This is a genomic window from Aulosira sp. FACHB-615, assembly GCF_014698045.1.
GTDB lineage: Bacteria > Cyanobacteriota > Cyanobacteriia > Cyanobacteriales > Nostocaceae > Nostoc_B.
In genome coordinates this window covers 235830-250600 of record NZ_JACJSE010000002.1, presented here as the reverse complement: position 1 = coordinate 250600, position 14771 = coordinate 235830, and the positions used below count along the sequence as shown (strand labels likewise).

Sequence of the window (14771 nt, the reverse complement as noted above, 5' to 3'; positions counted from 1 at the left end):
GATGATTGCATCTGAGATTGCAATTTCAACTAATCCCTATTAGGGATTGAAACCACTTCCTTCTTTATATCCATATTCAAGGATTATCATTGCAATTTCAACTAATCCCTATTAGGGATTGAAACCTAGCTTTTTTGTTTTGTAAGTTATTTACTATTATTGCAATTTCAACTAATCCCTATTAGGGATTGAAACCCACTTTGCTTATCTTGATCTTGTGATTGAGAATCATTGCAATTTCAACTAATCCCTATTAGGGATTGAAACTTGTATTTACTGGTTGTGGTTGCTGCACAGCTTATTGCAATTTCAACTAATCCCTATTAGGGATTGAAACGAAAGAAAATCAAAAGTTAAAACTGTTTAAATTGTGCTAGTAATTGCAATTTCAACTAATCCCTATTAGGGATTGAAACAAGTTATTCTTCAATGAAGAAATAACGTAAATGGGTATATTGCAATTTCAACTAATCCCTATTAGGGATTGAAACCAGCGCGTCGGAACATATTAAGTATTTGCTCTGGATTGCAATTTCAACTAATCCCTATTAGGGATTGAAACGGCTCAAACTCAGGAATCAGGAGAAGGATACGAAATCATTGATTGCAATTTCAACTAATCCCTATTAGGGATTGAAACATCTTGCGGTACTAATTCAAAAACAGGTAAAGCATATTGCAATTTCAACTAATCCCTATTAGGGATTGAAACAAATTCTCTAAGAGATGAGTAATCTTTAAACCATCATTGCAATTTCAACTAATCCCTATTAGGGATTGAAACAAACAGCAAAAGTAATCAAAGAGGCGATCGCATCAAAAGAAATTGCAATTTCAACTAATCCCTATTAGGGATTGAAACTAGATAATCCATGACATGAATTACATCTGCGGGTTTAATTGCAATTTCAACTAATCCCTATTAGGGATTGAAACAAATAGCAGAATTGAAAGAGCAGAATCAATCTTTAATTGCAATTTCAACTAATCCCTAAAACTGCTCATTCTTACCTAATAGGACTTACGTAATACCAGTTCTGCATGAAGATGCACAGAATCTTAAGAAACGAACCGCCAAGAGCGCCAAGAGCGCCAAGAATCTAGAGTTTCATTTAGTGCAGCTTCATATTAAATTGGTAAGCTAATCAGCATTTAAGCTGCACTATTGAAATTGTACATATAGCGTTTCTCGGTTGAGTGCAGTACAAGTAGATAGAGAAAAGAGGCTAGAGACTAGAGGTTAGAGGCTAGGGAAATGTACCTCACTGGAATGAGAACCGCTATAAATGACTTAAACTCTCTCCTCTGCCCCTCTGCCCCTCTGCTCCCCTGCGGTCTAAACTGCAAACTAAGTGCTTAATAGCTTATAAGTGTCACGATTGGTAGTTGGTGCGTGACGCTATAAATTTGATGACTACGTTTAAATCTTCTCGTTGCGTCACACACCCTACAGAAAAAATATGCCAGTTACTTCTTACTCCTTATTTCGCTTGCGCCTCAAGTTGTCTCACCACGGTTAACGCCGAGTAACTCACGCCAGCCGTACCTTCGCCGGGGTGGGTAGAGTCGCCGACTAACCAGAGAGAATTTATCGGTGTGCGGTTGGCAAAACCAAAGGGGCCAAAGGTGGGTATTCTTTGCCCAATGCCCCCAACTATACCGCGATCGCGTCCAGTGTAATGAGCAAAGGTGCGGGGTGTGGCAGCTTCTTGGTAAATGATGGTTTCTGGTTTGAGGTAAAAATATTGATTGAGGCGAGCGATCGCATCTGCGGTATATTTTTGTTTCAATGCTTGATAATCTGGAGTTTGCCACCATTGCTGATAATCCACAAAAGATGACGCAATAATTGTGGCTTTACCTTCTGGGGCGCGACCATCACCAGGATGACTCACAGACACAAACAAGGAATTATTCTCGCCAATGGGGCCGTTGGCATCGTATAAAAACTGTAAATGGGGCGGACAACCTAAAGGAATCGCACTTGCATCCACACCCAAGTACACCACAAAAGCCCCTGATGGTGGCGGTAGTTTTTCGACTCGCTGTTTGTAACCGGATGGTACTTTGTCCCCCAAAAGCTGCACTAAGTTTTGGACAGTCACGTTAGCTACTATATGGTCGGCTGGTTCTGTCCAAACTTCGCCTGTTTTTTGGTTGCGGATAACAACAGCAGTGGCTTGACCATTTTCGACTTTGATGTGTTCAACAGTATGGCGCATTAATAACCGTCCGCCATCTCTTTCTAGAGCAGTAACTAAGCGATCGCTCAACACCTGCATACTACCTTGGAGATGGTACAATCCCTGGGGCAGTTGGGAAACGCTCAACGCCGTGGCTGCATATAGTAAGGCTGTTTCTTCAGCGTTTACCTGAGAATACAACTTTAATTGCATATCTAAAAAAGTTCTCAAACGCTGGTCATTACCCAAACCGCATAGTCTTAACGCATCACCTACGGTGAACAATGTAAACGGCGCAGTGATAAATGTACTCGGACGCACCGCCTGAATTAATTGCCACAAATCCCACAAATTACGCGGCGGTAACACCGGGTCACGTCCTTGAAATTCCCAACTAGCTTCAAATAATGTTGCCATTAACTGCCAAAATGGTTCACTTCCAGGAAACTGCCGTTGTCTTTCCTCACGCCATTTATCTTGGTCGCGCCAAACATTAATCGGAGTGGTTTCTCCTGGTAAATAAACTGCACAAGCCGGGTCACAAGGAGTAGCCGGCGGTAAATCAATTTCTAGTTCCGCAAAAATGCGCTGGTGAATCCCACCCGGTTCCAAACCTGCCACTTGGGTTGCGCCCACATCAAAAGTGAACCCTTGACGTTTAAATGTCGAAGCACAACCCCCCGGTACAATGGCTTGGTCAAGGACTAAAACGCTGTAGCCACGGTGGGCTAATAACGCCGCCGCCGTCAGTCCGCCAATTCCCGCACCAATCACAACTACACGGGGTTGATTTTGGTTAACAACAATATGTGACATTAAGATTAGCTTTACAAAAATTAATATTACTACTCATAATTTTACAAGCTAATCGTGGTGAGTTGGGGCGATCGCCCAAGAACAGGCATCAGAATGATTGCTGTATTTGTATATTTATTTTTTCGGATTTACTACTGTTATTAACCTTATTAACCTTTTACCCACAATTTTTCAGGGAACTGAGGTGTAGGTTGGGTGGAGGAACGGAACCCAACATTTACGCATACTTTGTTGGGTTACGCGATCGCTACACTCAACCTACTATTCTCTTAACTAACAATTTTTCAGGGAACTGAGCAAATTTAAGTATTTTTTCTCCTGACACTATACAGCTAAGTATGCTTTTTTACTGGTAAAACCTACTCTGAATATTAACGTAGTAATTAGCCTGGGAAGGTGTTTACTGAGTTTTGACTGCGCGGTAATCGAGCGAAGCGATGCACTGAGCTTGTCGAAGTGTCGAGATTACCGCGCAGTCGAAGAGCAGGCTTTGTTTGTCTACCACCAAACTTCCAGTCTGAGAGCTTTGAGAAAAAAATACAAGATACAGTCACATGAAATATATCAACCGTCACGCTAACAAAATTGAGCTTATTGTCGAGGTGTTTTTTTTAGTAATCTTATTTCTACTGGGATATTGGCTGGATTATAAATATGCTGCTTCTTTATTTTGGCAATATTACGTATTTATGGATGTTTTAGCCCTCATTTTACTTTTGCCAGTGTACTTACCATCTCGGCGGAAACAAGAATTGTGGCTGTTTATCGGGTTCAATCTCAGCCTCTTTGCTTTGTACTTTGTAGCTCTCTCGCCTGTAAAGCCCTTCACCCAGTTTTATCTCGATATTAAACATGGGATGACAATTCCAGAAGTGCAAAGCAGATTGAACCAACGTTTTCCCAAAGGCGGAAGATTTTATCAGCCACAAGGGGACTTCATGGGTGGGAATGATGATGTGTGGGAAAATATTGGCCCAGTTGTATATAACCAGCATCTAAACTACATTCTTGACCCAAACAATGGTGATTACAATGCGGAGGTGGTAAATATTTATTTCAAAAATGGCAAAGTAGTAAAAGTTGAGTATTCGGGCGATTAAGAATAACTCTTACACCCAGCCTCACAAAATCTTTGTGTGTTCAGTCTGTTTCAGATGCAACAATCAAAGATATTTTGGAGTGACGGATAAGATAAAGAAGTAAGAACCCTGTTCACTCACCACTACTCATGACCTCAACTCTATTAAAGTCTTCTCGTCTCAATTCCCCAACAATACACCGTTTGCCTAATGGCTTGACAATCATTGCCGAACAAATGCCCATTGATGTTGTCAACCTCAACCTCTGGATTAAAGTTGGTTCGGCTGTAGAATCTGATGCGATTAACGGGATGGCTCACTTTTTAGAACACATGATTTTTAAAGGAACTGAGCGATTAGCCAGTGGAGAGTTTGAGCGTCGAATTGAAGAACGGGGTGCTGTGACTAATGCTGCTACCAGCCAAGATTATACTCATTACTATATAACTACTGCGCCCCAAGATTTTGCTGAATTGGCTCCACTGCAAATCGATGTTGTATTTAATCCGAGTATTCCTGATGATGCCTTTGAACGTGAGCGTGCTGTTGTTTTAGAAGAAATCCGCCGTTCTGAAGATAATCCCCACCGCCGGACTTTTCGCCGTGCAATGGAAATGGCATTTGATACTTTACCCTATCGCCGTCCGGTGTTGGGGCCAGAATCGGTCATATCTGGGCTAGAACCTCAACAAATGCGGGATTTTCATGCTCAATGGTATCAACCGCCAATGATTACGGCTGTAGCTGTGGGCAATTTACCTGTAGAACAATTAATTGCTAATGTTGCGGAAGGATTTACCCAGGTTGGTAAAACTCAGCACTCAGCACGGGCTAAACGCCCCGCTACCGCTAACAGTACTCAGCACTTACTCATCAACAGCGAATCAGCGTTTACAGAAATTGTGCGGCGAGAATTTGTCGATAAAAGTCTTCAGCAAGCGCGGTTAGTCATGGTGTGGCGGGTTCCTGGATTAGCACAGTTAAATCAGACTTATGCTTTAGATGTGTTAGCGGGAGTTTTAGCACATGGTAGGACATCAAGATTAGTTAGAGATTTGCGGGAAGAACGCGGATTAGTTTCTTCGATCGCAGTTAGTAATATGAGCAATTTATTACAAGGTACATTTTATATTTCTGCTAAATGTGCAGTTGAAAACATCGCCGCCGTTGAAGATGCGATCGCCCAACACATCCGCCGACTACAAACAGAATTAGTCACAGACAAAGAAATCGCCCGCATCCGCAAACGTGTCACCAACAGATTTATCTTTGGTAACGAAACCCCAAGCGATCGCAGTGGCTTATATGGTTTCTATCAATCATTAGTCGGTGATTTAGAACCAGCCTTTAACTACCCCCTGCACATTCAACAACAAGAAGCCAACGATTTACTCCTCGCCGCCAATCAATATCTCTGTCCAGATGCTTATGGTGTAGTGGTCATGAAACCGTTGTAAATTAGGGAGTGGTAAGTAGGGAGTGGTGAAATTCCCTACTCCCTACTCCCGATTCCCTACTCCCCATTAAAATGTTTTGGACTGAAATTGATGCCCATATTAGCCGAGTAACTGGCGAAAATTTTCTCACTCAAAAACGGCGTTCTGTAAGTGGTGGCTGTATTAACCAAGGTTACGCCGTTTCTAATGGTGAAATCACATACTTTGTCAAACTCAACCAAGCATCGCAAGTAGCGATGTTTGAAGCTGAAATGTTGGGTTTAAAGCAAATGTTCGCCACAAATACTATCCGTGTACCCAAGCCCATTTGTTGGGGAACATCAGGCGATTCTGGCTACATCGTTTTGGAATGGTTAGAAATGGGTGGCGGTAATACCCAATCTTGGGCAGAAATGGGGCGCAAGTTAGCCGCCATGCACCAAGCAACCAGCCAAAATGGTTTCGGTTGGGATATGAATAATACTATTGGTTCCACTCCCCAAATCAACACTTGGACAGCCGATTGGATTGATTTTTACTGTACACATCGCCTTGGTTATCAATTTCAGTTAGCCAGAAGGCGCGGAGGTAATTTTCCGAAACAAGATAAATTATTAGCCGCGATTCCCGAATTATTAGCCAATCATGAAGTACAACCATCCTTAGTACATGGCGATTTGTGGGGTGGAAATGCTGGCTGTACTGTGTCAGGCGAACCCGTCATTTTTGATCCAGCCACTTATTATGGCGATCGCGAAGTGGATATTGCGATGACAGAACTTTTTGGTGGTTTTCCCGCCGCTTTTTATCAAGGATATAACGCCGCTTTTCCCCTAGATCAAGGCTACGAACGCCGGAAAACTTTGTATAACCTTTATCACATTTTGAATCACTTCAATTTATTTGGTGGTGCTTATGGTTCCCAAGCCAACCGGATGATTGACCAAATTTTGCGATAAAGATTGGGGCAAGAATTTGGGGATGCGATCGCCAGCATAGTTGACTCATCAGCCGATTAATCTCTACACCGACCGATTCGCAAGCAATCCCCCGTTTGATCTTCTCTGGAAGCAAATCGCTGTGGCGATCGCTTTACTTTAGTATAAACACTATATTTATTTATATTAGCAGTAATAATTGGCACATTAATATTACTGCTCGCTAAACTAACTTCCGCATTGTACAAATAAGCCGGTAATGCTATGAGTCCAATGCAAATTATCCTATACATATCAACCTCAGCAAATAATTTACGCCTACGTCATTTGGTCAGTTCCACCTTGATGAATCGGACTTTCCAAACAGATAATTGCATATTGATATTGTATCAATTGATGCAATAATCTAGACGCAGAGACGCAATTTTTAAAATATCAGTTCCATCCTCAGATTTGTGTAGCTTACAGGATGGTCATGACTCATAAGATGGCTTCCCATTAACTTATGCAAGCCTAACTACAAAGAAACAGGACAAAAATCCGCAATCACAAAGAAATTCATTGCTGTCTTTAGAACTTGGCGATGATGTTGCGCTTATCCAGTTTGACCAAGGCTCATTTCACACTGTAAAAACTCTTGATTGTCCAGAAAAAAAGGATGACAATTTCAATTGCTCTAAAGCCTGCACCATTAACAGATGCTTTTAAGCATTCTATTTTTTCTCATCTGAGTATCCTTTTGGTGGACTGTAGACAAATCTCTAAAAATAGCTATTTATTTAAAACCGATTATTAAGCAGATAGCATAATGTAGCATTTGTCGGTTTAGTGCAGTACAAGTTGATAGGGGAAAGAGGCTAGAGGCTAGGAACGAGAGGAATGTACCTCATTGAGATGAAAAACACTGTAATCCAAATTATACTACCGTGTAAATGTGTTTACTTATGTTTGAAGATAGACTCACAATTGTGACGATACTTATTAATTGTATGGACTTGGTATGTCTTTTGTATTGCTTTTTAGTGACGAATTTTAATAGTCAATTAATTTACTTTCTTTGATAGCTAAAGAGGGGCAGTCAAGTAAATATATGAGTAATCTTTCATAATTTATTGTCAACCTCATATTGACCAATGAGAACTAATAGGATAGGCTTGGCAATCAGAGATGTTCTATCAGGAAAAATATGAACAAGAAGTTAGTACTGAATTTGCTTTCTAGCTCGGCAATCTTTACCTCCCTGATGTCTACATTGGCAGTCATTCCAGCACACGCCTCTGTGAACCTCACCCAAAAATTAATTCACACCAACGATGGACGTACTTGCATTACTAATCCCCACGGTTTGAAGGATTTTGTCTGTATTCGAGATTCCGAAAGAGATCCCAAAGCACCTCCCGCACCTACATCTATGGTGGTTTCATCCCAGCCATCTGATACCAATATTGCAGAATTGAACTTTACAGATGAAGAAAGTGATGCCGCAATTAGAATCTTTAAGTGTGACTGTCCTTATTGCATTAATTCTTTGCGACAATTACGCGGTAGTGGCAACTTAGTATACTAAGCTGAAAAACTTAAATCTTCATCAGACTTTCGGAAAACATTGTATTTAGTTTTAACAACAATCAAGGCAATCGATTTGCTGGGTATAAATTGAATTTTTACTCAGTACAATCCAATACCAAATAACCAAAAGCTTTTGTAACCATATACTATAGGAATACGGTTTGATTCCTGAATCTATTTGTGTGGGCAGGGAGTAAGCTGTTCGTCATTTAGATCGGGTCAGGCTAAAACACTAAATCCTTATGCTGGAACTGTGACAGCAGATCGGAATACCCAATTTAAATGTATGACAGCTTAGGGAGTAGGAAAGAAACCTGCTCTGTACTGATTTTTTTCCCAAATCAAATATGAGTCCTATATATAAAAATTCTATTTGACTGCTGGATGTCTCTAATACCAAATCGATATGAAGAAGCATATAATTAGCCTGCGTTCGGCTTTGCCGTTGCCGATAGGCTAGGCAGGCTTTGTTTGTATAGCCCCAGACTTCAGTCTGAGGGGTTTATTTCAATCAACGGAATATATACTTAACACTCCACCAATTGATTTTGACAGGTTGCAGGTGTTCAGAACCCCGACTTTTTGAAAAAGTCGGGGTTCTATGATGTGATTTATGTGGAGGAATACTACAGCGTTTTCCGTCTTAATAAGATACATTCCTCTAGTCTCTAGCCTCTATTACCTATTAACTTGTACTGCACTAAACCGAAAAACGCCATAGTTGATGCCCGCTTGATGTACATACACGATAAAATTTGTTTATCTAGTAATCTGATAAAATCAACATTTTCGTATGCTTGCCAAGTCAACGCCTGCTGAACAAAGAACAGTTCTGCACAACGTTAGCTGGGAAACCTTTGAAGCTTTGCTAAGAGATACAGGTGAAGAGAGAGGTTCTCGGTTTGCGTATGAATGCGGTACTTTAGAAATTATGACACCACTATTTGAACATGAAAACCCTAAAATTCAATTTGATCGGTTAATATTTAGTTTGGTTGAGGAATTATCATTAGAACTTAAAAGTGCTGGTTCTACAACTTTAAAACGAAGATTATTAAACCGAGGCATAGAACCAGATAACTGTTACTATATACAAAATGAATCAAGAGTCAGAAATAAAGAAACTTTAGACTTAGAAACTGATCCACCACCTGATTTAGCAATAGAAGTTGATATTACTAGTAGTTCAGTTAATAAGTTTAATATTTACGCCGCATTAGGTATTTCTGAACTATGGAGATATAACGGCCAGAATTTAAAATTTTATCAATTATTAGAAGGGCAATATATTGAGTGTGAGTTTAGCCTTGCCTTTCCGATAGTATCAGTACGTGATATGAGCCGATTTATCGAACAAAGTAAAACTATGAGTGAAATTGCTTTACTCAAATTATTTCGTGCTTGGGTAAGAAGTCAGCTAGAGGGTTAATGAGTTGTAATTTAACATCCTGTGGTGCGGTGAGCGATCGCTATTCTTGTAAAGTAGACTCACAATCTTGACCATATCTATCCACCTCCTGCTTTTTCTTGCGATAATTCCCAAGGGGCATATTCTGGTTCGTCCAAGGGGGATAGATGACTCTCAAACGATTGGTTTTAATCATTTCGACTGTGATAGCAGTTGTATTGGCAACTTTGTCGCTAGTCAGTAGTTGGCAGAAACCACAGTTCCAAAGTCGTCTGGAACTTTATCAAATCAATATTGCGCTGCAAGCCCAAGCTTGGCAGCCAGAAGATAGCAATGGTGATAATTTTCAGGTAATTCGCCAAGCTATCCTGGAAGATCAGCCCCTAGAAAATGCCACACAGCAATATCAAGCAGCACGTAAATCTGTACAAACTAATTTAGATCAGCTTAACAGCCAACTTACACAGTTAAGTTCTCCAGCTAAACCCCTACCACAAGACACTGTTGACACTAGCGCATCTCCAGAAGTCACCAAGAAACAATTACAGCAATCTCTTTACCAACAGCAAAAATTACTCGCCGAGTTAGATTTACGTCTGGGAATTTTACAAGTACAACAAGGACAACAAGACACAGCCTTGAAAACTTGGGCGGAATTACAAAAACCAGCACTCAACAGCGATTTTGCAGATACCGCGACTATCTTGAGCGGACTCTGGAGTGATCCTCCGCGAATTTTACCCAACGCCCAGCAGCTAATTAAAAAGAATTTAGATGGTTGGTTTCGGAATAAGGCTCTGATTCAGCTATACCAACTCCAGCAACGTCAAGAACCTTTAGCCGCAGTTAAAGCTGCACAGCAATCAGCCGCAGCCCAAGCAGTATTTAAACTCACCCTCATCGGCACGATCCCCGCCTTAGCCGCATTGATCGGCACAATTCTGCTGATTTTCTTATTGACACAACGCTTGCTGAAAGGAAAAGAAGCGTTATTGGCACAAAATGGTGATTTGGTTTGGACAACACCCTGGGATGGCGAAACCGTACTCCAGGTTTTTGTTGTGGGATTTTTCTTTATGGGACAAGTTTTTGTTCCCATTTTATTATCTATACTGCCAATTCCCCGCCCGATTGTAGGTGTACGCTTACAAGCTTTTTCAGTGTTGGTTAGTTACTTGTTGGTGGCGGCTGGGGCGCTGTCGGTGATGTATTTCTCCATCAAACGGTTTTTCCCTCTACCAAGATTGTGGTTTAAATTCCAACTCCAAGATAATTGGTGGCTGTGGGGATTAGGCGGTTACTGCACCGCTTTACCTGTGGTTGTGGTGGTGTCGTTGATTAATCAAAAACTCTGGCAAGGGCAGGGTGGTAGTAATCCGTTATTACAACTGGCGCTAGAAAGTCAAGATTCTATCGCATTAGGAATATTTTTCTCCACAGCCGCGATCGCTGCTCCCATATTTGAAGAAATTTTATTTAGAGGCTTTTTGCTACCCTCTCTCACCCGTTATTTACCTGTGTGGGGGGCAATTTTGGCCAGTAGCTTGTTGTTTGCGATCGCTCACCTGAGCTTGTCAGAAGTTTTACCACTCACCGCCTTGGGGATCATCCTGGGAGTAGTGTACACGCGATCGCGCAATCTCCTTGCTCCCATGCTACTCCACAGCCTCTGGAATAGTGGCACACTACTGAGTCTTTTCCTCTTGGGCAGTAGTAACTAATGAAACATATTTAATACGGTTGCCGTAGCAAAAAATATCTGATTACATCTGCGTAGGTCATGATTTTTCGTAGGTGATTACTAAAGCAAGTATTCTATGAGATTTGGCTGAAATTTAATCATATTGACAGCCAAAAAATTCCAACATTACTGTCAAATAGACTACAAAACTTCTAGATAAACCTCTAGTACTATCTAGATAGTGAAAGCTATTTTTCAGATGTTGATTGCCTATCTGTGTCATATTTGGCAAGCGATATTGAATCATAGCCCTTAACCATAGGAGTGATGCAAAACAATTAAATAAGGTATTCAGTGTAACTTCAATTCACTAGTACCAAAATGGCATAATTTTCTAGTTGAGGAATACATGCCATCTGTATCGAATTTATCCCTTTACAGCTAATTTAAAATCTCATCCTTGCAGCCATATCAAAAAAGTCCGGAAATAACATTAATGGACTTGAAAGAAATGGTATGATATCGCCGTTTTTTGATGATTATGAGTATTTATCCTCCTCCAGAGAAATCATACTTACGAATCTACAAAATCACTGTTTTTGATGTCATAATCACAATTAAATACATACAGCAGATTTCAAGTAAATAAAGTACACAAATTAGTTTTCTACCTAGCTTAGAAAACTAATCTAATTCTGAATTTTGATGCTCGGATTCTGCTGTAAATCAAGTAGCTTGCTAGTTTGCAGCTACAAAATACTTGTCCCTATTACTTATATTTTGTAGTGTTTCCTTTAAAGTGTTGACATCTTTATTTAGGTAAACGTTAGGCGTATACTAACAAAAAATCAGTTTCATAAATAGTTTTTCCTAGCTGACTATTCATGTACGACTAAGAAAAAACACTGTGTTTCTTGGTGATTTCTGCATTTCTATATTGAGATTCAAAAACATTAATTACAAATTATGAATTGAACTCAACTGTTCTTCATCAAAAGAAAAATTTAGTTTTCCACTGATCTTTGAGGAGTAAGAATACTATGGCAAATCTCAACCCTACTAGTCATCCTAATAAGCAACTTTTGGCTGGTTACTGCGGGATAATTTTTGGCGGGTTTGGCGTTCATAAATTTATTTTAGGATATGCTGCTGAAGGCTTTATTATGTTGGCTATATCCATAGTTGCAGGTACTTTTACTTATGGAGTCGCCTTGATAGTGATGCAGCTGATCGGTTTGATTGAAGGCATGATTTATTTAAACAAATCCTCAGAAGAATTTGCCGATATCTATTTTGTCAATAAACAAGGCTGGTTCTAAAGCTCATATCTCACAAGAACAACAAGATACCCGACTTTCTTCAGAAAATTGGGTATCTGAAAAATGTTCATATTTTATCAATATACTGTAACTTATCTTGATATTTTAAATACAATACTTAACTATATTTAATGCTACCTTTGACTTTCTGTGCTAGACGCTCCAAGTTCCCAGCAAAGCGTAACAGAAGGTTTAATAGATAACAAATTGTATCTGTTGTAAATATGTAGAGGCTAAGTAAATAAAGTTACTATAAAATTGGAGTGTTATTTATGCTTGAGGCGTATTTCTAACCAATGTCTAATAACAGTCCTAGCGATACCAGTAGTAAAAAACTAGCAGCAGGAATTTGTGCAATCTTGTTAGGAGCTTTAGGGATTCACAAGTTTATTCTCGGTTACACAACCGAAGGCTTAATCATGTTGCTGGTTAGCATCCTCACCTGTGGTTTTGGTGGAGCAATTATGGGCATTATTGGTTTAGTAGAAGGAGTTATTTACTTAACCAAAACCGATGAGGAATTTGTTGAGGCTTACATTGTCAACAAAAAAGGCTGGTTTTAAGTTTTAATTTTGGCAGGTTTCATTTGCCGTTGTGATTTCAGAGGACATCTGTGTTGAAATTATCTTCTACTCCTCTATCGTGCCACGGTAAGCTAGTACGTTGGGGTATATTAGGGTTCTCTTATACCCCACTATTTGGTACATATTTTTACAACCAAAATTATCGTCTTGGGTTTTTAGTCTGTCCTATTAGACACTTAACAGGAATCCCTTGTCCTACCTGTGGTATGACACGTTCATTTATGGCTATTGGGCGAGGAGACTTAAACCAAGCATTTACCGAGAATTTATTTGGCCCTATTTTATTTGCTAGTTTTGTCATTGCCATAGTTCACGTTACCTTAGAATTGTTAACTAGGCAGGAAATTAAAACTTTATATTGTCAACTATTAAGACTGAAAAAGGTACAAATACTGTTTTTACTGATCGTGTTAATTTATCATACTTTCCGGCTGTATCACATCTCACAAACAGGAGAATTGTATATTGCCTTTAGTCAATCTCCTTTGGGTCAATGGCTTTTTCAGTAAGTCTTTGAATGGCTAGAGCAATTCCTCAATCATTTACAAACATCTTTCTTCCTTGTCTACCTTTTCACCCTTGTCTCTTTGGTTCATATATCAATTAGGATGGGAAAAAATAGTCTGAGTTTTACTACTATGCCAATGCTCAAACGTAAACATCTCATTTGGTTTTTCTTACTGCTATTAGGCTGTGGATATTTTAGTACCATGTCTAATTTAGAAATTAATTATTATTTAAAGAGTGTAGTTTTCCTACTACCAATGCAGTTGGCTGCAATTATTTATGTTACTTATCTAGGCTGGAAGCGCAACTGAAAGTCAAGTCATCCCAATTCGATAAGAGGCTGTATATAACCCAAGAAACTGGAAATCTGGGGCTATACAAACAAAGCCTGCGAAGGTAGAGAAATAATATGCCTATTCACATTGATTGGGCAAGCTTCGGTTATTTCTACCAGTCAATCGTCAACATAACAAAATATATAAAGAATTATTAATTTGTCATTAGTGTAACTAAATTTATTTTTGTAACACTCCTTATTTGAATTTGATGTGATTTATGTTTACTTAAAACTTTTGGCTCTCCTAGACTAGCTATAACAAATTAATACTTAATATCAGGTTAAATCCTTACATAGTTTGGTATTCAAGAGTAATAAAGTAAATTTTTATTAAATCATTGTTTTTATGTTAGTAAAACCTTGTTATATCAATCGTTTGAGCCATTTTTTAGTGTTAATTTATCAGCCCAAGTCTGGGAGAGCCAGAAAAGTTAGCGAATGGACTACCATTACCAATAAAATTTGAAAGTAGGAGAAAAAGAATACAAAGATTTTTATCATTACCGAATTTCACAATTGAGAAAATCTGGTTTCCGATTATTAAAGAATGGTTATCAATATACTGTAGCGAGGAAAAAATAATTTATCTAGCAATTGATAGAACTAATTGGAAGAGAATAAATTTATTGATGGTAAGTGTAATTTGGGATAAAAGAGCATTGCCAATTTACTTTAAGTTATTACCAAAATTAGGGAATAGTAACATATCTGAGCAACAAGAGATATTATCTCAAGTGATGCCACTTTTTCAAGGATATTTGTATGGATATGGTCATGGAATTAATGAGATTAAATCGCAATAAATGTAAGTATTATCAATAAGGTCTAAGAGCTATGAGGCTTATAGAGTGAGTCTTCTAGCTTATTTCGTCTCCCCTTCAGCATGTTTCTGTGTATGATAGTGATGACAAATG

At 39.2% G+C, this 14771-nt stretch carries 13 protein-coding genes, 1 pseudogene and 1 CRISPR repeat array (1 of these 15 only partly in view); of the genes and pseudogenes, 12 read left to right on the top strand and 2 right to left on the bottom strand.

Annotation, left to right across the window (positions count from 1 at the left end):
• Nucleotides 1-1008: direct repeats of the CRISPR family, unit length 37 nt; unit sequence ATTGCAATTTCAACTAATCCCTATTAGGGATTGAAAC; it reaches 1862 nt to the left of the window's first position.
• 473 nt (nucleotides 1009-1481) lie between these two features.
• A complete protein-coding gene (gene crtD, locus H6G77_RS03405; protein ID WP_190870834.1) occupies nucleotides 1482-2999 on the bottom strand; it encodes a C-3',4' desaturase CrtD in 1518 nt (505 codons plus the stop codon).
• On the opposite strand from crtD, the gene H6G77_RS03400 reads away from it, so the two are divergent.
• From H6G77_RS03400 to H6G77_RS03385, 4 genes are all read left to right on the top strand, one after another.
• Nucleotides 2993-3295, top strand: a complete 303-nt coding sequence (locus H6G77_RS03400) for a hypothetical protein (RefSeq protein WP_190870833.1) — start codon at nucleotides 2993-2995, stop codon at nucleotides 3293-3295. The two genes, crtD and H6G77_RS03400, sit on opposite strands and share 7 nt — an antisense overlap.
• 258 nt (nucleotides 3296-3553) lie before the next feature.
• Entirely contained in the window at nucleotides 3554-4099 is a 546-nt protein-coding gene (locus H6G77_RS03395) for a hypothetical protein (RefSeq protein ID WP_190870832.1), read from the top strand.
• 128 nt (nucleotides 4100-4227) lie between these two features.
• Entirely contained in the window at nucleotides 4228-5535 is a 1308-nt protein-coding gene (locus H6G77_RS03390) for a pitrilysin family protein (RefSeq protein ID WP_190870831.1), read from the top strand.
• Between the two features lie 71 nt (nucleotides 5536-5606).
• Entirely contained in the window at nucleotides 5607-6473 is an 867-nt protein-coding gene (locus H6G77_RS03385; protein ID WP_190670972.1) for a fructosamine kinase family protein, read from the top strand.
• Nucleotides 6474-6529: 56 nt separating this feature from the next.
• Here the strand turns inward: H6G77_RS03385 and H6G77_RS03380 are convergent, their stop codons facing one another.
• Nucleotides 6530-6745 (bottom strand): hypothetical protein, encoded by a 216-nt coding sequence (locus H6G77_RS03380; protein ID WP_190870830.1) that lies wholly within the window; start codon nucleotides 6743-6745, stop codon nucleotides 6530-6532.
• Between the two features lie 893 nt (nucleotides 6746-7638).
• On the opposite strand from H6G77_RS03380, the gene H6G77_RS03375 reads away from it, so the two are divergent.
• From H6G77_RS03375 to H6G77_RS03340, 8 genes and pseudogenes are all read left to right on the top strand, one after another.
• Entirely contained in the window at nucleotides 7639-8019 is a 381-nt protein-coding gene (locus tag H6G77_RS03375; protein WP_190594039.1) for a hypothetical protein, read from the top strand.
• A 795-nt stretch (nucleotides 8020-8814) separates the two neighbouring features.
• Nucleotides 8815-9450 (top strand): Uma2 family endonuclease, encoded by a 636-nt coding sequence (locus tag H6G77_RS03370; RefSeq protein WP_190870829.1) that lies wholly within the window; start codon nucleotides 8815-8817, stop codon nucleotides 9448-9450.
• 146 nt (nucleotides 9451-9596) lie between these two features.
• Nucleotides 9597-11150 carry a CPBP family intramembrane glutamic endopeptidase gene (locus tag H6G77_RS03365; RefSeq protein WP_190870828.1) on the top strand — a complete coding sequence of 518 codons (1554 nt, stop codon included), beginning with the start codon at nucleotides 9597-9599 and terminating at the stop codon, nucleotides 11148-11150.
• A 1000-nt stretch (nucleotides 11151-12150) separates the two neighbouring features.
• Entirely contained in the window at nucleotides 12151-12429 is a 279-nt protein-coding gene (locus H6G77_RS03360) for a TM2 domain-containing protein (RefSeq protein WP_190594045.1), read from the top strand.
• Nucleotides 12430-12725: 296 nt separating this feature from the next.
• Nucleotides 12726-12992, top strand: a complete 267-nt coding sequence (locus H6G77_RS03355; protein WP_190594047.1) for a TM2 domain-containing protein — start codon at nucleotides 12726-12728, stop codon at nucleotides 12990-12992.
• A gap of 107 nt (nucleotides 12993-13099) precedes the next feature.
• On the top strand, nucleotides 13100-13522 hold the full coding sequence (locus tag H6G77_RS36170; protein ID WP_313954480.1) for a DUF2752 domain-containing protein: 423 nt from the start codon (nucleotides 13100-13102) through the stop codon (nucleotides 13520-13522).
• A 135-nt stretch (nucleotides 13523-13657) separates the two neighbouring features.
• Nucleotides 13658-13831, top strand: a complete 174-nt coding sequence (locus H6G77_RS03345; RefSeq protein WP_242049135.1) for a hypothetical protein — start codon at nucleotides 13658-13660, stop codon at nucleotides 13829-13831.
• Nucleotides 13832-14282: 451 nt separating this feature from the next.
• A pseudogene (locus H6G77_RS03340) lies at nucleotides 14283-14615 on the top strand (IS4 family transposase); the annotation flags it as partial.
• Nucleotides 14616-14771 lie beyond the last annotated feature (156 nt).